The sequence below is a fragment of the Dyadobacter fanqingshengii genome (genome assembly GCF_023822005.2).
GTDB classification, from domain to species: domain Bacteria; phylum Bacteroidota; class Bacteroidia; order Cytophagales; family Spirosomataceae; genus Dyadobacter; species Dyadobacter fanqingshengii.
In genome coordinates this window covers 5,506,614-5,532,492 of record NZ_CP098806.1, presented here as the reverse complement: position 1 = coordinate 5,532,492, position 25,879 = coordinate 5,506,614, and the positions used below count along the sequence as shown (strand labels likewise).

At 45.7% G+C, this 25,879-nt stretch carries 25 protein-coding genes; 13 read left to right on the top strand and 12 right to left on the bottom strand.

All coding sequences use genetic code 11. The annotated features are described in order from the left end of the window. Positions 1–92: 92 nt before the first annotated feature. Positions 93–287, bottom strand: coding sequence for a hypothetical protein (locus NFI81_RS23185; RefSeq protein ID WP_234615861.1), 195 nt, complete (start codon positions 285–287; stop codon positions 93–95). A gap of 28 nt (positions 288–315) precedes the next feature. Further along, on the bottom strand, positions 316–528 hold the full coding sequence (locus NFI81_RS23180) for a hypothetical protein (protein WP_234615860.1): 213 nt from the start codon (positions 526–528) through the stop codon (positions 316–318). Between the two features lie 380 nt (positions 529–908). Here NFI81_RS23180 and NFI81_RS23175 point away from each other — a divergent pair, with 380 nt between their 5' ends. The 4 genes from NFI81_RS23175 to NFI81_RS23160 all read left to right on the top strand — a co-directional run bounded on the left by NFI81_RS23175 (position 909) and on the right by NFI81_RS23160 (position 4,944). After that, positions 909–1,952 (top strand): TonB-dependent receptor, encoded by a 1,044-nt coding sequence (locus NFI81_RS23175; RefSeq protein WP_234615859.1) that lies wholly within the window; start codon positions 909–911, stop codon positions 1,950–1,952. Positions 1,953–2,012: 60 nt separating this feature from the next. Next, the gene (gene ku, locus NFI81_RS23170) at positions 2,013–2,786 is read left to right on the top strand and encodes a non-homologous end joining protein Ku (RefSeq protein WP_234615858.1); all 774 of its coding nucleotides are present in this window, start codon (positions 2,013–2,015) and stop codon (positions 2,784–2,786) included. Position 2,787: 1 nt separating this feature from the next. Continuing rightward, positions 2,788–3,687: a non-homologous end-joining DNA ligase gene (gene ligD, locus NFI81_RS23165; protein WP_234615857.1), complete on the top strand. Its 900-nt coding sequence runs from the start codon at positions 2,788–2,790 to the stop codon at positions 3,685–3,687. Positions 3,688–3,768: 81 nt separating this feature from the next. Continuing rightward, a complete protein-coding gene (locus NFI81_RS23160; protein WP_234615856.1) occupies positions 3,769–4,944 on the top strand; it encodes a glycoside hydrolase family 18 protein in 1,176 nt (391 codons plus the stop codon). Positions 4,945–4,957: 13 nt separating this feature from the next. On the opposite strand, the gene NFI81_RS23155 is transcribed toward NFI81_RS23160, so the two are convergent. Beyond that, positions 4,958–5,674: an endonuclease V gene (locus tag NFI81_RS23155; protein WP_234615855.1), complete on the bottom strand. Its 717-nt coding sequence runs from the start codon at positions 5,672–5,674 to the stop codon at positions 4,958–4,960. A 70-nt stretch (positions 5,675–5,744) separates the two neighbouring features. Between NFI81_RS23155 and NFI81_RS23150 the strand changes: the two genes are divergently transcribed. Continuing rightward, on the top strand, positions 5,745–6,251 hold the full coding sequence (locus tag NFI81_RS23150; RefSeq protein WP_234615854.1) for a hypothetical protein: 507 nt from the start codon (positions 5,745–5,747) through the stop codon (positions 6,249–6,251). Positions 6,252–6,263: 12 nt separating this feature from the next. On the opposite strand, the gene nhaA is transcribed toward NFI81_RS23150, so the two are convergent. Next, the gene (gene nhaA, locus NFI81_RS23145; RefSeq protein ID WP_234615853.1) at positions 6,264–7,442 is read right to left on the bottom strand and encodes a Na+/H+ antiporter NhaA; all 1,179 of its coding nucleotides are present in this window, start codon (positions 7,440–7,442) and stop codon (positions 6,264–6,266) included. A gap of 267 nt (positions 7,443–7,709) precedes the next feature. Here nhaA and NFI81_RS23140 point away from each other — a divergent pair, with 267 nt between their 5' ends. Then, positions 7,710–7,934, top strand: a complete 225-nt coding sequence (locus NFI81_RS23140) for a hypothetical protein (RefSeq protein WP_234615852.1) — start codon at positions 7,710–7,712, stop codon at positions 7,932–7,934. Positions 7,935–8,027: 93 nt separating this feature from the next. Here the strand turns inward: NFI81_RS23140 and NFI81_RS23135 are convergent, their stop codons facing one another. From NFI81_RS23135 to NFI81_RS23105, 7 genes are all read right to left on the bottom strand, one after another. Continuing rightward, on the bottom strand, positions 8,028–9,329 hold the full coding sequence (locus NFI81_RS23135; RefSeq protein WP_234615851.1) for a DUF5690 family protein: 1,302 nt from the start codon (positions 9,327–9,329) through the stop codon (positions 8,028–8,030). 18 nt (positions 9,330–9,347) lie between these two features. Continuing rightward, complete coding sequence (locus tag NFI81_RS23130; RefSeq protein WP_234615850.1) at positions 9,348–10,703, bottom strand: aspartate aminotransferase family protein; 1,356 nt, start codon at positions 10,701–10,703, stop codon at positions 9,348–9,350. A 6-nt stretch (positions 10,704–10,709) separates the two neighbouring features. Beyond that, positions 10,710–11,648, bottom strand: a complete 939-nt coding sequence (locus NFI81_RS23125) for an alkaline phosphatase family protein (protein ID WP_234615849.1) — start codon at positions 11,646–11,648, stop codon at positions 10,710–10,712. 11 nt (positions 11,649–11,659) lie between these two features. Beyond that, on the bottom strand, positions 11,660–12,790 hold the full coding sequence (locus NFI81_RS23120; protein ID WP_234615848.1) for a TIGR03364 family FAD-dependent oxidoreductase: 1,131 nt from the start codon (positions 12,788–12,790) through the stop codon (positions 11,660–11,662). A 20-nt stretch (positions 12,791–12,810) separates the two neighbouring features. Beyond that, positions 12,811–13,521, bottom strand: coding sequence for an HAD family hydrolase (locus NFI81_RS23115; protein WP_234615847.1), 711 nt, complete (start codon positions 13,519–13,521; stop codon positions 12,811–12,813). A 210-nt stretch (positions 13,522–13,731) separates the two neighbouring features. Then, positions 13,732–14,307, bottom strand: a complete 576-nt coding sequence (locus NFI81_RS23110; RefSeq protein WP_234615846.1) for a helix-turn-helix domain-containing protein — start codon at positions 14,305–14,307, stop codon at positions 13,732–13,734. Between the two features lie 124 nt (positions 14,308–14,431). Further along, the gene (locus NFI81_RS23105) at positions 14,432–15,241 is read right to left on the bottom strand and encodes an isocitrate lyase/PEP mutase family protein (protein ID WP_234615845.1); all 810 of its coding nucleotides are present in this window, start codon (positions 15,239–15,241) and stop codon (positions 14,432–14,434) included. A 221-nt stretch (positions 15,242–15,462) separates the two neighbouring features. Between NFI81_RS23105 and NFI81_RS23100 the strand changes: the two genes are divergently transcribed. The 7 genes from NFI81_RS23100 (at position 15,463) to NFI81_RS23070 (ending at position 25,187) form a co-directional block, all read left to right on the top strand. Further along, positions 15,463–16,464, top strand: coding sequence for an aldo/keto reductase (locus tag NFI81_RS23100; RefSeq protein WP_234615844.1), 1,002 nt, complete (start codon positions 15,463–15,465; stop codon positions 16,462–16,464). A gap of 172 nt (positions 16,465–16,636) precedes the next feature. Then, positions 16,637–17,221, top strand: coding sequence for an RNA polymerase sigma factor (locus NFI81_RS23095; RefSeq protein WP_234615843.1), 585 nt, complete (start codon positions 16,637–16,639; stop codon positions 17,219–17,221). 97 nt (positions 17,222–17,318) lie between these two features. Next, a complete protein-coding gene (locus tag NFI81_RS23090; RefSeq protein ID WP_234615842.1) occupies positions 17,319–18,293 on the top strand; it encodes a FecR family protein in 975 nt (324 codons plus the stop codon). Between the two features lie 217 nt (positions 18,294–18,510). Beyond that, entirely contained in the window at positions 18,511–22,029 is a 3,519-nt protein-coding gene (locus tag NFI81_RS23085; protein WP_234615841.1) for a SusC/RagA family TonB-linked outer membrane protein, read from the top strand. Between the two features lie 18 nt (positions 22,030–22,047). Beyond that, complete coding sequence (locus NFI81_RS23080; RefSeq protein ID WP_234615840.1) at positions 22,048–23,826, top strand: RagB/SusD family nutrient uptake outer membrane protein; 1,779 nt, start codon at positions 22,048–22,050, stop codon at positions 23,824–23,826. 171 nt (positions 23,827–23,997) lie between these two features. After that, positions 23,998–24,510, top strand: a complete 513-nt coding sequence (locus NFI81_RS23075) for a hypothetical protein (protein WP_234615839.1) — start codon at positions 23,998–24,000, stop codon at positions 24,508–24,510. Further along, positions 24,507–25,187, top strand: a complete 681-nt coding sequence (locus NFI81_RS23070) for a nucleotidyl transferase AbiEii/AbiGii toxin family protein (protein WP_234615838.1) — start codon at positions 24,507–24,509, stop codon at positions 25,185–25,187. The genes NFI81_RS23075 and NFI81_RS23070 overlap by 4 nt, the downstream gene beginning before the upstream one ends. 248 nt (positions 25,188–25,435) lie before the next feature. Here the strand turns inward: NFI81_RS23070 and NFI81_RS23065 are convergent, their stop codons facing one another. Continuing rightward, on the bottom strand, positions 25,436–25,807 hold the full coding sequence (locus NFI81_RS23065) for a hypothetical protein (protein ID WP_234615837.1): 372 nt from the start codon (positions 25,805–25,807) through the stop codon (positions 25,436–25,438). Positions 25,808–25,879: the final 72 nt, after the last annotated feature.

Here is a 25,879-nt window from a genome sequence, read left to right as displayed (position 1 = left end):
GGAGGTTCGGGCGAATTGGATTTATCTCACCAGCCAGCAACAAAAAGAGGCCCCCGTGGAAGCCTCTATATTTTCATGACAACGGATCGGGTTCATGCCGCGATCCAGTCCAGCTTTTTATAAACTTCGCGCTCGGTTTCGCTTACGGCATACGGAACCTTGTTTTTCAGATAAATAATGCAACCGCGTCCTCTTTTAATCGGTGCTATTTTTACTACGTCGTCTCTGTGAATAATAATGTTAATGAGCTTCTGGCCCAGCATTTGAAATGTACTTGATTGTACCATGTCTTTTTTAATAGAAAAAGTTATCGCTTTAAGCAATCCCACTTAACGAACTTTCCGATTTCAAATACAACAAAAAGTAATCCTTTGAAATAAGAAAATAACCAAGATCAGTCCTGTTACTTAACTGCAGAAAATCTGCCACTTCTCTCTGCGCCTCTGTTTCACTATTGGCGCCTGTTACTGTAAGAACTGCGCCAGGCTTCAACGTATTGATTGCATTATTTCCAAGTGTAGCGATCATGTTATATCTGTTAAGAATTAGTCGTTTTTGAAATTGTCTTGTCGAGAGTAAATAAATAAACATGCCAGACAAGCCACTCAACCGCATTACGACCTTCATCTATCCACACTTTTTGGTCTGCCAAGATGAAATATAAAAAATTAAAATGCTGATTTCAAGCATTTTGCAGAATTAAAAAAAAATTTATATTAAGTATGAAAAAAGTGAAAGCAAATGCCATTTATCACCAGAAGTGACTACTGAAATTCCGCAATTCTGACCCTTCGGAATTGGACTTCGGACAACAATTTCCGCACTTCATATGGCCCTTTATGAACTTCGGTAATCTTGGATTTTACAAGGTTTTCTTTCTGCCGAATTTTGGAACAAACCAGGCCGTTATGAAAATCTTCCTTACACTGCTGTTAATCCTTACTGCATATCACTGCATTGCCCAGACTGCTATTTCCGGTCGGATAACCGATCAGAAAAGAATCGCTGTTCCGGGTGTAAACATTTACCTGAAAGGCGCTTATGACGGGACAACTTCTGATACGGAAGGACGGTTCCATTTGAACACCGCTGAAACCGGCACACAAACATTAAATGTTCAGGCTATTGGCTCCAAAAGTCAGGAACTGGAATTGGAACTCAACGGGCAGCCACTGGACCTCAATATTCTACTGAACGAAGTCATAAACCAGCTGAATGCGGTCACCATTTCGGCAGGTGCCATGGAGGCGGGCGATGAGAAAAAATCAGTGGTGCTGAAACCGCTGGACATTGTTACGACTTCCGGTGCTATGGGCAACATTACGGCAGCATTACTCACATTGCCGGGCACTTCCACTGTTGGTAGCGACGGGCGACTGTTTGTACGCGGAGGCGACGCTTCGGAAACTGCAATCTATATTGATGGCCTGCAAGTAGGAAATGCGTTTGGCAGCACCACTTCCAATGTTCCTACCCGGGCACGTTTCAGCCCGAATTTATTCAAAGGTTCATTTTTCAGCACGGGCGGATATTCTGCGGAATATGGCCAGGCGCTTTCGTCGACACTGGCATTGAACACGCTGGACCTGCCGCTCAGGAACCAGGGCGATGTGAGCATAATGTCTCTGGGTGACGGCTACACGCAAACATTGGTTAAAAACAACCGCGCGCTAACTGCCTCTGCAAACTATTACAATCTGGCTCCTTACCAGTCTTTGGTCAGACAAAATTTCGATTGGGAAAAAGCCCCGTCAAGCTGGGATTCGGAGATTTCGCTGCGTCAGAAATGGGGAAATGCTGTGACCGGGAAAGCCGGTTTTTTCAAAGCCATTAAAGACGTTTTCACTTACTCCAACAGCCGCTTGAAAGTAAATCTGGAAAACTGTGCGGATAATGACATTCTGATCAGCCGCGAGCGGATGGGCGCGTTCAAAAGCTGGCTCGGACAGTGACGCGGCACGGATTTTTAACGAGTTGTCTTTCAAAACAATTGATCACTTTCGACGAAAGATATGAGAGCAATTTGGTCCGGGGCCATCGGATTTGGCCTTGTCAGCATTCCCGTCAAACTTTTCAGCGCAACCCAGCAAAGCGAGCTGGATCTGGATATGCTGGACAAAAAAGATCACGCGAACATCAAGTATCACCGCGTTAATGCCAACACAGGCAAAGAAGTGGATTGGGACAACATTGTGAAAGGCTATAAGGTTGATGACGAATATGTTGTGCTGGACGACAAGGATTTTGAGAAAGCAAGTCCGGAAAAAACCAAGATCATTGAAATTGCTGAATTTGTCAATGAAAAAGACATTGACAGCATTTACTACGAAACCCCGTATTATCTCCAGCCCGAAAAATCGGGCGGCAAACCTTATGCATTGTTGCGCGACGCACTGAAAAAAACGGGTAAAGCTGGTTTGGGAACTTATGTTTTGCGTAATCGCGAAAGTCTGGTTTTGATAAAAGCCGCTGGCGATCTCTTGATTTTAAATAAAATAAGGTTTCAGGACGAGATCCGCGATACGGAAGAGCTGAACATTCCGGATATTAAAATAAAGCCTGCTGAAATGGCTATGGCTGTGCAGCTTATTGAACAGCTCACCACTGATTTCGACATTTCAAATTATAAGGATACGTACAATGAGTCGCTGCTGAAACTGATTATGGCCAAAGCCAAAGGCAAAAAACCGGCGACACCGAAAATGAAGATCGTGCATTCGAAAAGCAAGGATCTGATGGCCCAGTTGAAAGAAAGTTTGAGCGCGCCGAAACGTAAAGCATCCTGATATGAAAAAGAAAGCGGAGCTTACGCATCTGGACAAGATCTACTGGCCGGACGAAAACATTACCAAAGGCGAATTGCTGGAATATTACAGCATTATCGCGCCGTACATTCTGCCCTATCTCAAAAACCGCCCGCTCTCATTGCGCCGTAATCCAAACGGAATTAACGAGCCCAGCTTTTTTCAAAAAGATGCGGGAGACAATATTCCCGACTGGATCAAGACAGAGGAAATCCTGGCTGAATCGACCGGGAAAATGGTCAACTATTTCGTGTGCAATGATCTCGAAAGTCTGCTTTATATTGCCAATATGGGCTGCATAGAAATGAATCCCTGGAATTCGACCATTAACAAGCTCGATAACCCGGATTACATTGTGATGGACATTGACCCGTCCGAAAAAAACACATTCGAGGATGTTGTGGACGTTGCGCTCGTTATTAAGGACATTATCGACCAGACAGGCATGACCGGCTTTTGCAAAACCTCCGGTTCGCGCGGACTGCACGTTTACATTCCTTTTGGCAAAAAATATACTTATGACGAAAGCCGTGATTTCGCCGAGATCCTGGCCACAATGGTAACGGAAAGGCTGCCGGAGATCACGACACTGGAACGCTCACTGGCCAAGCGCAAGAAGAATCATATTTACGTCGATTTCCTGCAAAACCGGATCGCGCAGACGCTCGCATCCGCATATAGCGTGCGCCCTAAGCCGGGAGCAACCGTTTCGGCGCCGTTGGAATGGAGCGAGGTGAAGCATGGATTGAGTCCCAAAGATTTTACTATTAAAAATATGCTGGAACGCGTGGAGGAAAAAGGAGATCTTTTCAAAGGCGTATTAGGCAAGGGCGTCGACATGCATAAAGCTTTGCAAAAACTGGAAACCCTACACGCGGGATGACCCGTTATTCTAAGTAAAAAACATATTAGGAGATGTTTTGAAGTAATAGTTACTTTATCGCTTCAACCATAACCTGATCCCATGCTTTTTTTAAAATTTACCAAAACCCTGCTCCCATCCCTTGCGGCAATGCTGGTGCTTTCGCCGTTGTTGCTCACAACTGCCTGCAAATCAGAAGAGAAAAAGGAGGAAACCGCCACGGCTGACAGCTCGGCGACCAAGCCGGTTGTGATTGGTTATGTAGGCGGATTCCGCGGGCTTGTGAACACCGATCGCATTGAAGTTGAAAAGCTTACGCACATTAACTATGCATTTGTAGATGTGCAAAAAGGAAAAGCTTTTTTAACCAATGAAAAAACAGATTCCACTAACTTCCGTAACCTTAAATTACTGAAAGAGAAGAACCCGGACCTTAAAATCCTGATTTCCCTGGGCGGCTGGACATGGAGTGAAAATTTCTCTGACGCCGTCTTAACAGAAGCTTCCCGGAAAGTCTTCGCAGCGAGTTCTGTTGACATTATTAAAAAATACGACCTCGACGGCGTGGACATTGACTGGGAATATCCCGGCATGCCTGGCGAAGACGGCAACGTTTACCGACCCGAGGATAAGCAGAATTTCACATTAATGTTCGAAGCAATCCGCAAAGAACTGGATGTTTTTGAAAAAGAATCGGGCAAGAAAAAGCTGCTTACCACGGCTGTTCCGGGCTTCACGTCCTTTCTGAAAGTGGTTGAAATGGGCAAAGCCGCGGCTTATCTGGATTATGTGAATATGATGACTTACGACCTTTTCCAGGGTGATACTGCGGTGCATCACGCCGCTTTGTATAACTCTGACATTTATAAAGCAAGTCATTCTGTGGATAATGCAGTGAAAGCATTTTCGGCAGAAGGCGTTCCGATGAACAAACTTGTTGTAGGCCTTCCGTTTTACGGACGCATGTTCAGGGTTGCGAAGCTGGATAAAGGCCTTGGCCAAAAACAGATTTCCCAAAAATATGTGGATGGTTACACAATGATCAAGGATAGCATGGTCAACAAAAACGGTTTCAAAGAATACCGGGATGAAGTTGCAAAAGCGCCTTATCTGCTCAATGCGAAAACAGGTGATGTGTTAAGCTACGACGACGAGCAGTCTGTCCGGGAAAAATGTAAATATGTGTTGGACAAAAAGTTAGCAGGCGTGATGTTCTGGGAATACGATTCCGACTCCAAAACCTATCTTTTAGACGAGATCGATAAAACATTTAAATAGGCCAGAACAGGCTTTACTGTTCCAACTCGTGAAAGCCTTCTTTCAATTCGCCGATCCGGAACCTGTTCACAAACTCATGCGCCCTGCGGGTGGGTTCCGGAAGCCGGTGTTTCCCAAGACATTGCAAAGTAATGTCCATACTGTCTTTAAGACTCATTTTGTGTCCGGGCGATATAAAAACAGGCTTCACATTCAACTTGCTTCTAAGTGCATATCCAATCGTGTCGCCTTTATCAGTTACCAGCGAATATTCTCCTTTCATTTCACCCGGATCGGCGTAATTTCCGGCCAGCTTCTTCTTGGCACAGCCCAATGTTACCGTATCGGTGAGAACGCCGAAGTGGGTGGCGATTCCAAGCCTGCGTGCGTGCAGAATCCCGTTTCCGTCAAACATAATGCAATCCGGCTTCACCGGAATTTGTTCGTAAACCTTCAATAGGGCTGGAATTTCGCGGAAAGCGAGATAACCCGGCACATAAGGGAACATATTGATGGTTTCGACGAGCGAATAAGCGATCGGCTCCAAATCGGGATAGCTGAGGACAACCATGCCGGCATAAACCTTCTCGCTGTTTATGTCCAGAGAAATATCGGCACCCGCGATGGTCTTAATTTCCCCCTCCATAGGCGAAAGATTAATCTGCTCCCCCAAATTTTCCTGGATGAGCTTAGCTTCGGCAATGGTGAGTTGTCCGTAATTGGATTCCGGTGTTTCAATAATTCTGTCCATATGCGACTGGCATGATATTCTTTGTGTAACCTTAAAGATTCTCGGTTTATTAAAAAATCAAGCCATCCTCATGGAAAAAGCTACTGTTAAGCGTAAATGGGCAAATTGGAAATTCATTGCCTTTGTTATTATTCTCGTTGCCATTTTTATTAAATTCTTCGTGCTCGGTGACGGCGACGAAAACGCTCCGGTGACTGTTGAACTGGATTTACCAAAAGTTGCGCTGCGCAATATGGAAGAGGTGGAAGCGGTTTTGGGTAAAGGGACGCTGGACAGTTATTATAAGGATGAGGTTGCAGGGTGTGAAAAATGCCCTAAAATGATCTATCGCGAGGGAAAGGTGGAAATTATTTATATCAATGAGATCGCCGATCAGATCCAGCTGAATAAACTTTCCGACTATGATTTTGAAGACCGTGTTGTGCTGGGAATACTTAACCTGAAAGAAAGCATTAAGCCGAACATTGATGAAAAGCAACTCAAAAGGTGGGATAATTATGAAAAATATTCTCAGATCTCAGCATTTGGCAACGGCAATAAAATCGAATATATCCTGATCAAAGCAAAAACGGAATAAGGCGGTTACTCATTATTTAGCAGACTTTTTGCTAACCCAGGTCAGCATCGCATATCCCATTAAGCCAGACAAAATAGAGCCGGTCAGGATGGAAAATTTGGCTTCGGATAGGATCATATCCTGACCAGCGAAGGAAAGCAGCGCAATGAAAACGGACATGGTGAAGCCAATTCCTCCCAACATGCCCACGCCGATGATATGAAGCCAGCCCGCGCCGTGCGGTCTGGCGCTGATTCCCAGCTTTACAGACAACCAGGAAAGTGCTGTTATTCCCACCGGTTTCCCCACAACCAATCCCAATATTATGCCCAGTCCCAGAGGCGTTGTGAGCCCTTGGATCATGGAGCTTTCTAACGCAATGTTGGTGTTAGCCAATGCAAAAACCGGCATAATCACAAAATTGACGGGAGTCATCAGAATATGTTCCAGCTTTTCCAATGGCGATTCTGTGGCGTCGGGCGTTGTAGGAATCGCAAATGCTGTGAGCACGCCTGCAATGGTTGCATGTACACCGGAATGATGGATAAAATACCAGATAAATAGGCCAGGGATAAGATATGCTGCGAGGTTTTTGACGCCGAGTTTATTGAATATCAATAGTACACCAAAAATTCCTCCCGCGTAAAGCAAGTAAGTGTAATGCAGATCGGAAGAGTAAAAAACAGCAATGACCAGAATGGCCATTAAATCGTCTACAATGGCGAGTGCGGCGAGGAAAATTTTTAGTGAGGCAGGCACTTTTTTGCCCAACATGGTAATGATGGCAATCGCAAAAGCGATGTCTGTGGCCATGGGAATTCCCCAGCCCCCGGCGGTCGGCGTATTTTTATTGAAAATTGAAAAAATCACCGCGGGCACGATCACACCCCCAAGCGCCGCGAAAATGGGCAATGCTGCCTTCTTCAAAGATGATAATTCTCCCTCAACCAACTCTCTCTTTATCTCTAATCCCACCATCAGAAAAAAGATCGCCATCAAACCGTCATTGATCCAGATCAGCAAGGAATATTTAAGGTGAATGTTTCCGAAATGATATCCCAGCTCGCTGGCCAGCAAAGCTTCCAATTCCGGGCCCGCACCTGTGTTGGCAATGATCAGCGAAACGATGACGCATATAATGAGGATAATTCCACCCGCTGATCCTGATTGTAAAAATTCTTTAAACGGTCGGAGATTGATAAGTTTAGCCATGCCCACAATTTAGGGAAAATTTATTTCCTAATACATCTTACATTATTGCACTATTCCAATGTTAAATAAAAATTAACTTTCCTCGGAAAAATCGTATTTCAAAATCTAACTGGACCTCGTAAATACCTTTAAATTACTCATCATCAATTAGAACCATTCATATTACCATAAGCTCACTTATTGAAAAAATCCAACAAGCATCCATTAGATTGACTTACATTTGTACAGTCAAATAAGACAAAGACAAGATTTAAAAAAGATTAAGCTATGAAAAATTCAATCACAACATTCGTTTGCGCTATGGCGCTCAGCACTACTTTTGCATTTGCAAACATAGAAGATAAAACAAAAGTAGCGACAACAAATACATTGCCTGCTGCGGCACAGACCCTTGAAACGCCGGCTCCACAACGTGAAAAAGCAACTAATGATTATGCTAAGTACACGCCAGCACAGAAAGCTTCCATTGTGGAACTGAAAGTTGCAAAATAGTTAGAGAATCAGTTATTAAGGTGAAATTGAGATTAAAAAGGAGAACCGCTTAGTTCTCCTTTTTTTGTGCCTTTTAGAAAGTGCAATTCGAAATTATGCAGCCGCCAGGCTGGAATCGTCTGCTTTCTGGTCGCGTGAGGTTCTGATTTTTTCCAGGTAAATGTTGGCACATGCCAGCAGTACAAAGCCAAGGAAGAATTGAATGTAAGTGAACTGCATCAGCACTTTGGACCAGCTCAGGTCTTTCATGAAGAACTCCTTATACAGCAGCAGAGCCACACTTCCGAGATAACCAATGCTTTCGCAGATATAAACGAAAAACCCTGCATTGGCCTTCATCCTGAAAAGGGCGATCATGCGCTCAAAAATAACCGTTTGCAGCACTGTGTACGCCAGGAAAGTCCCCAATCCCACCATTAGCATCCAGTAAAAGCCATTGATTTTCCCTTGCTGAAACAGGAAAGTCCCAGCGCCCATCAGGAAAATAGAGGAGAACAGGATCAGGTTGGTAAGGCGGAAACCCTTGACATTGTCGCGTACAAAAGCCAGACTGCCGATAATCACGAGCACCACAACTCCGGTGATCATTTCCGTTGTCGTGAAAACGCTGCTTCCCCAGTTTGCATCGATCTCGTTCCATATTTCAATGGTAAAATTGTCCCGGAAATCGCGCAATACGACAAGCGTTGCGTAGAAAACGACCAGACAAACGATCGGAAAGCCAAATTGCGCCATAACAAGTCGCTTATCCTCTCTCGTCATCGGCTTCCGCTCGGTTCGCAGCTGAATGTCTTCCTGCGTGGGTTTTGGAATAACCGAAAGCATCCATACAAAAAAGCAGAAAAACGGCAGGAACAATGCGCCCATAAACACCGGCATCCAGAATTCCGAAATACCGGGAAGCATGGTGTGGAGTTCAATGTAAGTAGTTTTCAAAATCCCCGAAGCCACCACAACGCTGATGTTCAGCCCCATAGCAAGCATTTCCGTAAACCTGCGACCTTCCAGAAAGCTAAAAACAACACCATAAACCATGCCGAGAGGCAGGCCATTGATAAACAGGAAAATAAAATTGTAAGGGTAAGGAACAAGTCCGAAGAAAAGCAATGCGATTTCAGCAACAAGGATTAAAGAAAGAATAAGCTTGATCCGGGAGCTGTGTTGCAACTCGGAAATGACCTTGATCCCTGCGAATTTAGAAAGTGTATAACCCGCAACCTGCGCAATGATCAGGATCGCTTTGTAACTGACGTCGCCGAGTTCGAGTCCCTGATAAAGACCTGCATTAAAGGGTTTCCGGAACGCATACATGCAAAAATAAGCTCCAAATGAGGCAATGACAGCCCAGGCAATGAACAGCGTGTTGGAACGCTGCAATGCTTTTTGTAAACGCATAGCACTGGTTTTTATGAATTACACAAAGACGGAGGCCTTCCCAAGGGCGTTTTCAAGGATCAGCAAGGCTTCGCGCAACTGCCCGCGGCTGATGATCAGCGGCGGCGATAATTGCAGCACATTTCCCTGCGAAACTTTGAAACTCAAACCATTTTTAAGGCATTCGTACATCACAATTTCAGCTTCCTTTACGGCTTTTTCCTTGGTGTCTTTGTCTCTTACTAATTCAATCCCCCACAACAATCCCACGCCCCTCACATCCCCGATCAAGGGAAATTTATCTTGTAATTTTTGTAATTCAGCGGCCATGAAAACGGCGTCTTCCTGCACTTTTTCCAGGATCCGGTTTTGCTCCATATAGTCGAGCATGGCCAATGCAGCTACGCTCCCCAGCGGACTTTTTTCATGTGTAAAATGCCCCAGCGAAACGCTTTGGGCAATGTTATGCGTGTCGCGGGCCACGATGGCGGCCATGGGCATTACGCCTCCGCCCAATCCTTTTCCCAGACAAACAATGTCCGGCTCAATGTCGTAATGCTCAAATGCAAACATTTTGCCCGTTCTCCCAAATGCGATCGGGATCTCGTCGAGAATGAGCAAAACATTATGCTTCGTGCAGATTTCGCGGACTTTCTTCCAATAAGCTTGCGAAGGAATCTGAACGTCTGTGTTTCTGATCGTTTCAATTAAAAAAGCACCTATATCACCTTCTTTTTCAATGACATATTCCAGATAATCCGCGTAAGCCAGATCGCCGTTGCCCGCAGCGGCAAATGGTCCGCGGTAAGTCATAGGCGGCGGAATGCGCTCCACGCCGGGCATTAGAGGGCCCATATCCTTGCGAAAATCCAGTTCACCTCCAGCAGAAATGGCGTCCAGCGAAGCGCCGTGAAAGGAATCCCAAAGCGAAACAACTTTATGCTTTCCCGTCACGATCCGCGCCAGTTTCAGCGCCATACTGATCGCCGAAGTGCCTCCCGGCGCGAAAAGCACGCGTTTGAGGTTTCCTGGGAGCAGACTTCCCAGTTTCTTTGCGAGCTCAATCGCCGGAACATTGGAGTATCGCCTCGGCGAAAAAGGCAGGATATCGAGTTGTTCTTTTATTTTTTCAATGATATAAGGATTCCGGTAACCGAGCTGGTGCACATTGTTGCCGTGGAAATCCATGTAACTTTTGCCTTGAATATCAGTCAGATAAATCCCCTCACAGGAAGCCAGCACATCCAGGCAAGGCGTCGACAACGACTGGTGCAGGAAATGCTCCGCATCTTCTTCCAGATAAGAAACAGTTTCGGGATCGCTCATCACGGCATACCAGTCACGGCGCGCCTCCGATAAGTTGATATCTCCTTCTGTTCTGTTGTGCTGAACCATATTTTTCTATTTCTCGCCTTTCCAAAGATTTTCCGGCTCTTTAAGGCCTTCAAATGCAGGTTTCACAGGACGACCGATCCAGGCATAGGGTTGCTGAATGCCAAGCACAAATGCAATGGTGGAAGCGAGGTCGTAAGTATAAACTTCCTGCTCGATCTTATATCCTTTTTTAACATCCTTACCATAAAAAATCCCGGCAATTTCGGCTTCCTGGGGCGTTGCGCCGCCATGGCCTTTATTAATGCCGCCATGGTCCGCCCAGATGATCACCAATGTTTTGTCCATAATCCCGGCATCTTTCAGACCGGAAAGTATTTTTCCGATCAGCGAATCGGCTTTGGCGACGGACTGATAATATTCTGCTGAGCCGTGGCCGCCGTGATGGCCGGCGTGGTCTACGTGATCAAAATGTACAAAACCCAGTGCAGGTTTTTTGGTTTTGATATAATTGACAAAATCAGTGGCAGTGGAATCCTCAGTGCCAAAACGCTTGTCGTGATTCACTGCGTCTTTTTGGAATAGCCTTCCAAATCCATCCCAATGGTACACTACGCCAATTTCCGCCTTGGGATTCGCTTTATGAAATATACTGAAAATTGTGGGAAAGCGCCCGTCCTTTTCCTGCACGATCGGCGGCAAAGTGTGCTTGTCAATTTCCCAGTCATTGTTGATAATGCCATGTTGCTCAGGTCCCGCGCCCATGATCATGGAAGCCCAGTTCTGGCTGCTGGCGGAAGTGAGCACCGTGCGCACATTCCATTTAACGCTGCCGTTGGCGATCATATCGTGCAACACGGGCGATTTTCCTTTGTTAATCCCGTCCGGACTAAGCCCATCCACACCGATAACAATCACATGCTCAATGCCTTTAGGCCTGTCTTTTTGGCCAAAACAAATTGTGGAAAACGCTGCAAATGATAAGAGAAACGAAATTCTGAGCAACATAAATTAAGGGTTTAGGTTTCACTGTAAGTCCCGCCGATCACCTCATCGCAAAGACCGAAAGAGAGCGACATGCCTGCTCCGCCGAGTCCGTTGATGATCGTAACGCCTTGTTCGGGCTTTAAGACGATTTCCGTCTTGCCGTTCTTCATTTTCGGATAGATCCCGTTCCAGGTTTGGGAAACTTTGGGCGATTTGAACTGCGCAAATGTGCCCAAGTAATCGAGGATCATTTTATTAATAAATTCGCGGTCAAACGGGTCAAATGTGAGTGCATATTCGTGCGAATCACCCACTGTAATCTCGCCCAGACCGTTTTGGGAAGCCATCACATGAATGCCCCATTTGAGATATTCGCTGTATTCTTCCTGATATCTTGCTTTCAAACCTGCCAGCGAAGGTGCGGCTTTGAAACCGTCGTAATGGATCAGTGAAAGTCCGCCGCACAATGCCGGGCCGATTTTCCAATCGTTGGGCTGCGCTTCGAGACGGAGCATTTGTAATTTACATTTGGTCAAAGGCGCAGCTGCAAATTCGGCCGGATATAATGTTTCAAAATCCTGCCCGCTGCAAACAAAAATCTCGTCCGCCGACCAGCTTTTAGAGCCGGATGAAACATGCGGATAATTGATTTGCGAAATGGCGGTGTCCCAATGAAAAGTCACACTCCACTTGTCCTGTAAGTAACGCGCAACGCCCGCAATGGCCTCCCGCGGGTCGACGATCATTTCATCGGCAGAATATAAGGACCCTAACAAGCCGTTTCCATTCACCGCAGGCGACATTTCCAAAGTTTCAGCAGCACTCAGGACCTTCACAGGCCGGTAAGCACTCACCTCAACAAACTGCTTGATCACTTCCAGCTCATCATTCTGATATGCCATGTGCAAGCTTCCACCTTCATAAAACCAGCATTTAGCCTCCGTCAGCGTTTCTTTCCAAATGCTTTTGGCTTTCAATGCTCTATTATATAATGTTCCTTCCGGCTGCCCGATCGGCCACACCATTCCGAAATTCCGGATAGACGCGCCCACAGCTTTCGAAGAACGCTCGATCACCGTAACCTGGTAACCTCTTGACACCAAAGCCCTTGCCGTGGCTAATCCTACAATGCCTGCTCCAATAACAATAGCAGATTTACTCATCCTGATGTTGTTAAAATTTGCTATTTGTGAATCTCGCCAGCAAAAGCCGGACTTTCTGAAATGATGGCAACCACATCCGAAATGTCGTCGATAATGTGCGTGGGCTTGTAAGGAAGCAGCTGGTCAGCCGTGAATGCGCCGGTTGTTATCCCGATTACAAATTTGCAGCCTGCATTGATTCCTTCATTAATATCCACCTCAGTATCACCTACTTTGGCGACGTTTGCAGCCGATGTTATATTAAGTTCTTTTCTAATTTTATTGATCATATCCGGATATGGGCGACCAAAGGGCACTTCGTCGCTAGCTACCAGGCAGTCAATTTTATCCACCCAGCCAAGCCGGTCGATGATCACATCTGCAATGTCCCTTGAAAATCCAGTGTTCAGAGCGATCTTCACGCCAGCCTCCCGCAATGTTGCAAAAGTTTCTTCCACATGTGGCAATGGCCCTATTTCCTGCGTGGTGCTGTAAAACTGGATCATTCCGTTCACGAAATGCGTGTGTATGTCGTTTACCAGCACATCTGTGATTTTGGCCTTATCCGCTTCGCGCGTTTCCAGCATCATCCTGATAGCCAGTGGCTTTTCATATCCCATCAAAGGATTTACATCTTCGATGGCAATGTCATAACCTTGCGATTGCATTGCTTGCTGAAACGCAATTCCTACAAAATTTTTGTCCTTAACCGTGGTCCCCGCCATGTCAAAAACAACCAGTTCTATTAACATCTTTGCATATATATTGGTGAACAAATACTGAATTTTAAGAGAAGGGTTTACGAATTTCGTAATATCTGGATAAGGCCTGAAAGTGCGTGCAAGCGCCAATGAGGATCATTAATGAACCCATCAAGGCACAAAACTAGTGATATGCCTGAGAATTAAAGTTAAGTAAATGTTAATTAATATTTAACATTTACCCCAAAATAAAATAAAAAGTTAAGCTTCGTTGAAGAAATAGATCACCAGCAACAACACTTCGTCGCCATGGATACATTTGGGGTTGTGCAGCTCATTGGCGTCGAAAAACATTGAATCGCCCTGGTTCAGGATATATTTGTTTTTCCCAACCGTGTATTCAACTGAACCTTGCAGCACATATTTGAATTCGTAGGCATTGGTGCGCACCATCGGGCGCTTGGCGTCTTTTTCGAGCCGGAGCAGGACCACGTCAATGTGGTTGTCTTTGAATTGTTTGCTGAAAATGCGGTGATAATAGAAGCCTTTGGCATTTTCTTTGGTGAAGGGCTGATATTCTTCCTTGCGGCGAATGAGCACATTGTCGCCAGGAGCTGTCGAGATAATGTCTTTAAAAAACACATTCAAATCAATGTCAAGCGCCTTGATCAGGCCGAGCATCACAGGAAGCGAAGGAATGGTGCGGCTGTTTTCAATCTGCGAAACGAGGCTCTTGGTAACACCGGCTTCATCTGCAATTTCCTGCAACGTAACACCTTTATTTTTCCTGACTTCCTTTAATTTATTGCTGATCTGAAAAAGAATATCCTCCTGCATAATCCTGAAAATAATTGCCTTTTACCTTTAAAATATGCCACAAGGTAAATTTTATTTTTGGCATAAAACAAAATCTCCCGGCTCATGGACCGGGGGATTCGCAACTCGTTGATTGATCGCAAGTTTAAACCAGCACATCCGTGATCAGGCTGTGGCTAAACTTCTCTTTCATACTTTTCAACGATGTTTTCATGGCTAACAGCATTGCTTTTTGAAGGTTAGGGCCAAAACTCACCCTTGCCACACCGAGCTTTTGGAGCTTTTCCAGTTCAGGCGTCCCTTTGGTAATTAATATGTTTACAGGAACAACAAACTCATTTACCAGGGCCGCAATGGCCGTCTCGTCCTGCACGAATATGGGGTAAATTCCGTCCGCGCCAGCATCCGCGTAGGCACATCCGCGCTCGATGGCCACTTTCAGTTTTTCGTCATTTGTAAGTGAACCGGGTTTCAGGAAAATATCTGTTCTGGCATTAATGAACAGCCGGACGCCCGCTTTTTCGGCTACTTTCCGGACCAGCCTGATGCGCTCGACTTGCAAATCAACAGGCAGCAGTTTATTGGTTTTCGGGTCGCTATCCTCTATGTTAATTCCTGCAACGCCAGTTGCTAAAATCTTGCGAACATTGATCTTTAATTCCTGTAAATCAGTGGCATAACCGGATTCGATATCAGCGGTAACAGGCACTTCAACCGCATTAACGATTTGCGTAATCACATTCAGCGCTTGCTCAAAAGGTATTTTTTCGCCATCCTGAAAACCATTGGCGCGCGCGATAGCCGCACTGGCAGTGGCAACAGCCAGATAACCGGTTTCTTCAAGCAATGCAGCACCCGTAACATCCCAAATGTTAGGCAAAACCAGCATTTGCTTGCTATAATGTAGCTTTTTAAACAAATCAGCTTTTTCAGATTGCGTGCTTTTCCTGTTCATTTTTAAGATCGCTTGGCATCACAAATTTATCTGATGACAGGACTATTAAAATGATCCATTTTTGATTTTTTTAGTGGTCCAATCCAAGTTATTGTTTCTGACAAACTGGGCCGTTCACGTATTGAGGGCATTATTTAGGCAGCCCTGGTGTTGAATTATATAACTTTAAAAAACCACAGCGGGTTAACCGTTTAAATTTCGAACAACTAGCCATCAAAATCATGAAATTCAGAAACCTGGGAACAACTGACGAACAATTATCTGCGATTGGATTGGGATGCATGGGCATGAGCTTCGCGTACGGGCCAACGGACGATGCTGAAAGCATTGCCACATTACACAAAGCGCTTGATCTGGGCATCAATTTCTGGGACACGGCGGATATGTATGCCAATGGTCTGAATGAGGAATTGATCTCAAAAGTGCTGGTGCCGAATCGCGATAAAGTGTTCATTGCCACGAAATTCGGTTTTCGTTATAGAGAAGATGCCGGTGACGCAAGGAATGCAAATGGTTCATACGTTGACTGTTCGCCCGCCTGGATGAAAACAGCTGTTGAAAACAGTCTGAAACGGCTTAAAATCGACACAATTGACTTGTACTACGCCCACCGCATTGACCCGAATGTGCCTGTTGAAGAGATGGTGGGCGCTATGAGTGAGCTTGTTAAGGAAGGAAAAGTGCGTTATCTTGGATTGAGTGAAGCTTCTGCTGCTTCTATCCGCAAAGCGCACACCGTGCATCCGATTGCAGCATTGCAGAGTGAATATTCTGTGATCACGCGCAATATTGAGGCCGAAATTCTTGGCACTGTGCGTGAACTGGGAATTTCATTGGTGCCCTATTCGCCATTGGCGAGAGGACTGGTTACTGCCACATTGCAAGTTGACACGCTGGCAGAAAGCGATTTCCGAAGAACATTACCACGTTACCAACAGGAATTTGCGGATAACAATACCAAATTGGTCAATGGTTTTGCAGCAATCGCCGCCGACAAAAATTGTTCTCCAGCCCAACTCGCCCTGGCATGGGTGCTTGCGCAGGGCGAAGACATTATCCCTATTCCGGGCACGAAAAAGCGAAAATATCTGGAAGAAAACGCGGGGGCATTGGATGTGGAGTTGTCTGCAACCGACCTGGCGACCATTGATGAGCTCGTTGCGCGTTACCCGAATACGGGCGAGCGCTATAATGAGGGCTCTATGAAACTGGTAAACAATTAATGATTCCATCAAAATAAAATATTGCTATTCCATGCATTTATGTTAAAAAAACTTCCATAGAGCACATTAAGCCATTTTTAATATTGTATTTATATTAAATCACCATTTGCGGGTAGTTTATTTATTTTATATTTGGTAAAGCATAATAACCCTTGCCAACTGTAAATTTTCCATGACTCACTTTCAACATTTATCCGATGATGAGCTTGCCGCTTTGATGAAGGAGGGCGAGGAAGGTGCATTTGACGAAATTTACAACCGGCATTGGGACAAGCTTTTTTATGCCGCCCATCGCATGGTGAAGTCGGCCGAAGTGGCTGAGGAAATTACGCAGGACACGTTTATGTTGTTCTGGATGAAGCGGGAAACGCTGGAAATTCAGTCGCTCAAACCGTATCTGGCCGCGATGCTTCGCTATGAAGTGTATCGTTATCTGGCCAAATCCAAACAGGAGCAGGAACTGGAATTGTCGATCAAACAACAGGCGTTAACTTCGGTTTCCATGGATCAGGAGATTGAGAATAAATTGCTTTTGGAGATTATTACGAATCTGACCAACCGCCTTCCCGAAAAATGCCGGCTCGTTTTTCAATACAACAAATTGCAGGACAGGTCCTTACCGGACATTTGTAAAGAGCTCAACATTTCACCCAAAACAGCCGAAGCGCATTTGACCAAAGCACTGAAAATGGTCCGATCGAACCTCAGTGGCGTCGCGCATCTTCTTCTGCAAATATTGCTTATGGCCAAATTTTAAGGCGCCTCTCGAAAATTTTCAGATTTTTTATATTACAACTAAGGGGTTTTGCTTCATTCTCCCCTCTAAGTAATGCAAAGGGTTTATCTGCTTTGCAATGACACAGGAGTACATCAGACAGCTTGCCGTAAAGTTCCTTAACGGGACAGCCTCGGAAGAGGAAAAACAGATATTGCATAAATGGTACGACAGCCTTCATCCTGACGTGCCGGAAACGGAAACCGTCTTCACCCGCAACCCCGAAACGGCCAGCGAGATGAAGGAGCGGATGCTGGCGAATATGAAAGCTTTGCAGCAGCCCGTTCGCAAAACACTTGATTTTACGCTCGTAAAGCGACTCGTATCATGGTCAACAGCCGTGGCGGCGCTTGTGATCTTCGGTTTTATTTTTTGGACCAATCAGCATAAACCGGCCGAAACCAGCGTCAAGCTTGTTCAGGCTCCTTTGGGCAAAACATTGAAAGTAACATTGCCCGACGGCTCGTCCATCTGGCTCAATGCAGGTTCCAGCCTTACGTATCCGCATTCATTTTCGGGAAAAACCAGGGAAGTTATTTTAAAAGAAGGGCAGGCATTTTTTGATGTAAAACACATGACCGACAAGCCCTTCATTGTTCACGCCAAAACTTTAAATATTACAGTTCTCGGAACATCATTTGACGTAAAAGCTTATCATAACGATCCCGACATTAAAGTGACTGTCAAAACCGGAAAAGTGGGCGTAACGATGCGCGACAAACCGGAGCGTCCTGCATTGATGCTGCTCCCCGCAGAACAAGCCATTATTCCTGAACAAACGGCCCAAATCCAGGTAAATGAGATCAGTAAGCCTGCTATTGCGCCGTGGAAGGACAACCGGATGGTTTTTGAAGACGAGCTTTTATCCGAAGTTTTCCACGCATTGGAAAGAAAATACAAGCAGCACATTGTGATTGAAAAGGCAGATTTATCCGCTGAAAAAATATCCATGACCCTTGATGACCAGCCTATCGGCGATGTCTTGAAAGTGTTGGGTTTCTCCAAAAAATTCAATTATTCACAATTAAACGACAGCACGATTGTAATTAAATAAGAGCACTGAAAAATGGGGCTGGCTTTCCAGGAAGGCGGGCCCTAAAAACAGAAACCGGGAACACTGCGAATGTCCCCGGCAATGAATGTCCCTCTGCTATGCAATGCTTCGAACCATCAATAGCGAGAACGGGCGCGGTTTAACAGGTTAACCATTAAACATCCAAACAAATATGGTGAATTATTACCATAAGGGACTCCCCTTATTCAAAAAATTTATGCGCATTTCGACGCTTATTTTGGGCATTAACATGCTGACTGCGGCCCTTTTGATGGCTGGCACAAGCGAGGCTCAGCACGTCAATATGGATGTGCGGCAGTCGAGAGTGAAGACTGTTTTCAGACAGATTGAACAGCAAACCGGCGTCACTTTTGCCTTCGACGAAAAGCTTGTTCGCAATGCGCCTCAGATTACGCTTTACGCGATGGGATTGCCCGTGCCGGAAATCCTGAAAATGATCGAAAAGCAAACTTCGCTGGAATTCAGGCAGGTGGGCAAAATGATCGGTGTTACGGAAAAGACCAGACAGGAAATGGAGCGCGAAGCGGCGGAAATCCAGTCGCAATATCTGCTCCGGCCTGTTAAAGGGAAAGTAACCGACGACAAAGGCGAAGCATTGCCTTCCGTTGCGATCCGCGTCAAAGGAACGAACGACGGAACGATGACCGATCTGGAAGGAAATTACAGCATTGATGTGGCTGGCGATGAATCCATTTTGATTTTCAGCTTTATTGGGTTCACGGCCCAGGAAACAATGGTGGGCTCACGCACCACATTGGATATCAAGCTTTTGCCGGATGTTTCTACGCTTTCCGAATTGGTTGTGACAGGTTATGGCACGCAGCGCAAAAAGGATTTGATCGGTGCCGTTTCGGTTGTGGATGTGGAGCAATTGAAACAAACGCCCGACGGACAAGTTGCTAACCAGTTGCAGGGAAGAGCTTCCGGCGTGACCATTATCGGCTCAGGACAGCCCGGCGAAACACCGCAGGTGCGTATCCGCGGTTTGAACACTTTTGGAAATAACTCGCCTTTATATGTTGTGGACGGCGTTCCTACCACATCCATCAGCGACCTGAACAGCAATGATATTGCTTCCATGCAAGTATTGAAAGATGCTGGTTCTGCCTCTATTTACGGTTCGCGCGCTGCAAATGGTGTGATCATTATTACAACAAAAAAAGGAAAAGACAAGGTGAAGGTGAGTTACAGCGCCTGGTACGGCATGCAAACACCGCCAAAAGGCAATGTCTGGAACACATTGTCCCCGATGGAGCAAGCGCAACTGAAATTTCAGGTACAGCGAAACGAGGGAGCAACCGTGGGCGACGATCAATATGGCTCGGGCCCTAACCCGGTTTTGCCGGACTACATTCTGCCAACAGGTGCAAAGGAAGGCGATCCAGGCACAAATCCGGACCTTTATTATGTGAATCCGGAATACACATCGGTGGATGATTTTAACAAATTCAATCAGATTGTAAAAGCCAATAAAGAAGGAACCGACTGGTTTCACGAGATTTTTAAACGCGCGCCTTCAACGAGCCATAATGTGTCGATAAGTGGCGGAAGCGATCAGGGAAGCTATCTTTTCTCTTTGAATTATTTTAACCAAAAAGGCGCTTTGACCAACACTTATCTGAAACGCTACACATTGCGTTCAAACAGTCAGTATAACATTGGCAAGCACATCAGGATCGGAGAAAACCTTGCTTTTTCTGTTTCCGATAACCCAAAAAGCGCACTTTCTGATGGCGGATCGGCCATTGCATTCTCTTTCCGCATGCAGCCGATCATTCCGGTTCGCGACATTATGGGCAATTACGCGGGGAGCCGCGCGGCTGGCATGGGTGATGCATTCAACCCTGTTGCGATGCGTGATCGCACGCGTTATGACAAAGGTTTGGATAACCGCTTGTTTGGCAATGTGTTTGCAGAGGTTGATTTGTTCAATTACTTTACTTTGCGAACAAGCTTCGGTGGCGAAAATTACTCAGGTCGCTGGAATTCTTTTAATTTCCCAACTTACGAAAACAAGGAAAACAGCAACACGAACACTTATTCCGAAGGCGCTTACTCAGGCTTTAACTGGACCTGGACCAACCTTGTGACGTTCCATAAAAATTTCCAAAAACACGATCTTACCGTGGTTGCAGGAACGGAAGCGTATAATGGCAAGAGTTACGATATAAGTGGCGACACGCAGGGCTATTTCTCTTTTGATCCAAATTACATGAACCTGGGAACAGGCTCGGGCACAAGGAGTAATTCGAGCAGCCGCTCAGCCGACGCATTGTTCTCATTAATAGGGCGTTTGGATTACATTTATAATGACAAATATCTTTTCGGGGCGGTTATCCGCCGGGATGGATCTTCGAAATTTATCAATAAAAGATATGGCCTTTTCCCGGCCGTGAGTGCGGGATGGCGCGTTTCGCAGGAAGATTTCATGAAAGGAATTACCTGGCTCGACGACCTGAAACTGCGTGCAAACTACGGGATCATGGGTAATCAGATCAATGTGCGCTCCGGGAATGCATTCACGACTTATGGCTCTAATCGCAGAAGTTCTTACTATGACCTTTCCGGCACAAGCGGATCGGGTGCATTGGAAGGTTTTGAAAAAAGCCAGATCGGAAACCCGGATGCAGTTTGGGAAAAAAACATCAGTACAAACATTGGTATTGATGCCACATTTTTTAAAGGCAAGCTGGATGTGATCGCGGATTATTATATCAAAGACGTGAAGGATCTTTTGTACAACCCAACATTGATCGGCACGGCAGGCGGCGGCGCGGTTCCTTATGTGAACATTGCGCAAATGAAAAATAAAGGGATCGATTTGCAGATCACTTCGCGCTTTGACATCGGCCGCGACCTGAAATTAAATGCAACGGCAACTTTCACTACTTATAATAACAAGATCCTGAAAGTGACCAACAGCACCAACTATTTTGATTTGGAAGGCCGTGGATTTGATGGCCATTCCATTGTACGAAACCAGGTTGGTAATTCTATCGGGCAGTTTTTTGGTTATAAAGTGATTGGCTTCTGGAATTCGGAAGAAGAAATTGCCGCAGCCAATGCACAGGCAGTCGCGCAGACGGGCGATGAAAATGCCGTGTTCCAGGATGGCGCTTCATTGGGACGTTTCCGTTATCAAAACACAAACGGCGATGGCCAGATCACCGCTGCTGACCGCACCATTCTCGGTAATCCAAATCCCGATTTCAGTTATGGCCTGAACCTTGGTTTTAATTACAAACAGTTCGATTTCAGCCTGTTCCTTTACGGCGTTCAGGGTAATCAAATCTGGAACCAGACGCTTTGGTGGAGTGATTTCAACTCATCAAGATCAGGAGCGAAGAGCCAAACGGCGCTTTACAATTCCTGGACGCCAGAGAATCACAATGCAAAAGCACCGATCCAGGAAAATTCCAGCTCATTCAGCACCATCAATGTTCCTAACTCCTATTTTGTGGAAGACGGATCTTACCTGCGTGCGAAAAATATCCAGCTGGGTTACACGTTCTCGCCTGCGTTTTTGAAAAAGATCAAAACACAGCAATTCAGGATTTATGTGCAGGCGACAAACCTGTTCACGCTAACGGGCTATTCTGGCCTCGATCCCGAGGTGAGCAGAAATGCTGATGGTAACCCAACCGTATTTGGCATTGACGAGGGCTCCTACCCTAGTTCGAAACAGTACACAGTGGGCATTAACCTTACTTTTTAACATTTACCAGAGACTGACATGAAAAAGGGATTTCGATATATCATGGCTTTTTGTCTGATGACCAGCCTTTCGGTTCTGCAAGGCTGCAAGGACGATTTTTTAGATAAACCGGTTCAGGGTGCATTAGGCGACGAAGTGCTTGCCAATGAAAAAGGCGTTGACGGCTTATTAACAGGTGCTTATGCCGCATTGGACGGCCAAGGCGATTTCAACGGGGGAAGCGGTTGGGAAGCGCCGCCGGATAACTGGGTGTACGGCTCCATTCCAGGCGGCGACGCGCACAAAGGCAGCGATGGCGGAGACCAAACACCCATCAATGCAATCGCAACATTCGCTTCCGGCGCTGACAATGGTTTTTTTAATACCAAATGGCGCGCGCTATATGAAGGTGTTTCACGCGCCAATGCGGTTTTGAAAGTGTTGGCTTTGGTAACCGACATTTCAGCAGAAAGTAAGGCCAATATCGAAGGACAGGCACTTTTCCTGCGTGCGCATTATTATTTTGAGGCTAAAAAAATGTGGAACATGGTCCCCTGGATCGATGAAACCACCACGGATTTTAACCAGCCGAACGACAAGGACATCTGGCCAATGATCGAGGCGGATTTCAAAGCTGCTTATGAAAAACTGCCTGCGACGCAGACATTGGTGGGTCGCGCAAACAAGTGGGCAGCGGGCGCATATCTCGCAAAAACCTATTTATATCAACGCAAATTTGCAGAGGCAGCTACGCTTTTCGCAACGGTGATCAGCAGCGGAGTGACTTCCAATGGTTTGAAATACGACTTGGTTTCGTTCAAAGACAATTTTGATGCAGCCACCAAAAACAATGCAGAATCTGTTTTTGCAATTCAAATGGTGGCCAACGACGGGACTTTGGACATTACCAACGCGAACATGGGTGGCATGCTCAATTTCCCTTACGGAACCGGCGCTCCCTTCGCCTGCTGCGGATTTTTCCAGCCTTCCCAAATGCTCGTAAACAGCTATCGCACAGACGCGAACGGATTGCCTTACGTAGATGATTTCAACAGTCACGCCGTTAAGAACGACCTTGGCGTTGCGTCATCCGCCGCATTCGTAACAGACGCCGGCCCACTGGACCCACGCCTAGACTGGACCGTTGGCCGTCGCGATGTCCCTTACCACGACTGGGGATTATTCCCAGGTATGAACTGGGTCCGCGATCAGCGTTACGGCGGCCCTTATGCCCCGAAAAAGAACATTCACAGACAAAAAACGCAGGATCTCTACGCAGATCTGAGTTCCTGGGCTCCTGGTAATGCGATCAATGTGCTCGTAATCCGCTTTGCCGATGTGCTGTTAATGGCCGCAGAAGCCGAAGCGAATGCAGGAAGTCTGGCCAAAGCCGAGGAATATGTAAACCGTGTAAGAACCAGGGCAGCAGACAAAACGGGCTGGTTATACAGATACATTGACAACAAAAATCCGCTAGCCGGCTTCTCTACAACCCCAGCCGCAAACTACGTTGTAAAACCGTACTCAACCGGCTCATTAGCAGCAAAAGGCAAAGATAATGTCCTGAAAGCGATCTATTTCGAACGTGGCATCGAACTAGCCATGGAAGGCCACCGCTTCTTCGACCTCGTTCGCTGGGACCAAGCCGACAAAACCCTGAACAGCTTTTTCGGCTACGAATCCAAAATCACCACCGACCTGGCCGGAGGCAAATTTATAAACGGGAAAAACAACTATTTCCCGATCCCACAGTATCAGATTGACATGAGTGTTGTGAACGGCGCTGCGATGTTGAAGCAGAATCCGGGGTATAATTGAGATTTTAATTAAAATGAATGCGGCGCTGCTGGACTTGCGTCCGGCGGCGCTTTTTTTATGAATAAGACTTTTCAAGTCTTGAGGATGTGGTCACCCATTCTTATAGAGTCTTTGACACTTCGTTCGCTGTTCGCGATTTGCAAACAGCGAACGAAGTGTTTATCTTGCATTATGAAAGCACATAATGGAATGCGTCCTCAGGATATTATCATTTTATTCAAAATTCTTCTTGCCGAAAACGAGTCATGGCAATATCGTGACCTGTCAACCTCGCTGCTAATAAGTGTTTCGGAGATAGCAGAATCTTTGAACAGAAGCCATCTTGCAGGCTTGATAGATGTGACCAAAAAGAAAGTTCATCGTCTAAGCATTATGGAATTTATAAAATATGGCCTGCATTACGTTTTTCCGCAACGTCCGGGAGCAATAGTAACGGGGATTGCCACCGCGCATTCCCACCCATTTTATCAAAATCATTTCGAATCAGAAACAAATTATGTCTGGGAGCACGAAAATGGTAACATGCGCGGACAGTCTGTTCAACCACTCTACAAAGGGTTAGCAAATGCAGCTTTGCAAGACGAGGAGCTTTACAAAATGTCAGCAGGCATCGACATTATACGCGTCGGGAAAGCAAGAGAAAAGAAATTTGCCATTGCAGAACTTGAAAAGGCGATCCTATGAGCCACCAGCAAAATATAATTCGCCTGAAAGATGTGTATAATGCGCTGGAAGAACTTGCCAATGAATTCGTATTTATTGGTGGAGCAACCGTTTCCTTGTATGCAGATCGCGTAGCCGAGGAATTGCGCCCAACCGATGACGTTGACATTCTTGCTGAAATTTTCAACTATGCCGATTACGCCAAGATCGAAGAAAAACTTCGATCCAAAGGCTTCGTAAATGATGTTGAATCGGGCGTTATCTGTCGGTTCAAAGCGAAAGGAATAATCATTGACGTTATGCCAACTGACGATAAAGTTCTTGGTTTTTCAAACAAGTGGTATCCTGTTGGTTACAGCACTGCAATCAGCTACGTTCTCGATGAGCAACACATCATTAAAATATTCAACCCTGCATATTTCATAGCCTCCAAATTAGAAACTTTTAAAAACCGCGGAAACAATGACGGCCGAACAAGTAGTGACTTTGAAGATATCGTCTACATGTTAAATAACCGATCATCCATTTGGAATGAATTCAACAATGCGAGCGCAAATGTAAAATCATATTTAAAAACAGAGTTTTCCGTGCTACTCGAAAATAAATACTTTGACGAGTGGATCAGTGCAAATCTCGAAATTTCAGAGCAAAAGCGAGCCCGTTTTATTATTGGAAATTTAAGGGAGTTGGTCGGTTGATGTAAAATTGTGCATCGCGAAACTTACATCTACACCTTCCCAAAGCAGCCCTTTTCATCGCTCACATGTCGTAATCCTTTTTTTAAACTTCACCACATCCTTCGCAAGTTTCTCATTTGCCTTTTCAAGCAACTCGTTCTGCACTAGCAAGCTTCTTGATGGGAGCAGAAAAGTCAGTTAGACTGTCACCCTGAGTGGCCCGGGTAAGCGACTTATTAATAATATAAACTTAAAGAGATACCCTCCCCTCAAATCACCTTCAACTCCGGATCATAAAACCCTTTCCAAACTTCAATCGTCTCTTCCAAAGTCTCCGGCGGAGCGGCCAGATATTCTTTTATTTTAGAGAGGTTTTCGGAATGAACGTCCTTAGCGGTGTATTTGATGAGGTCGGTGAGCAGCTCGTCGATTTTTGACGTGTCATTTCGCCAGTTTTTGCTGTATTTGGTAAACCATTCTTCGTTTAAGAACACAACGCCCGAATAACGGTAAACGTCTGAAAAGCCGAATGCGTCGATGACAATGGGTTCGGTGGGCCATTCTTCGTCCAACGCTTTGTCGCTGAAACGCTCGCGGCCGTCTCCTAGTAACGCGATAAATCTGTATGTTTTAACTGTCATGGATTCTCATTTTTTGATTTATGATTTGCTTCAATTGCCTCTCATATCCAATTTTAACGAAAAACTGAACAT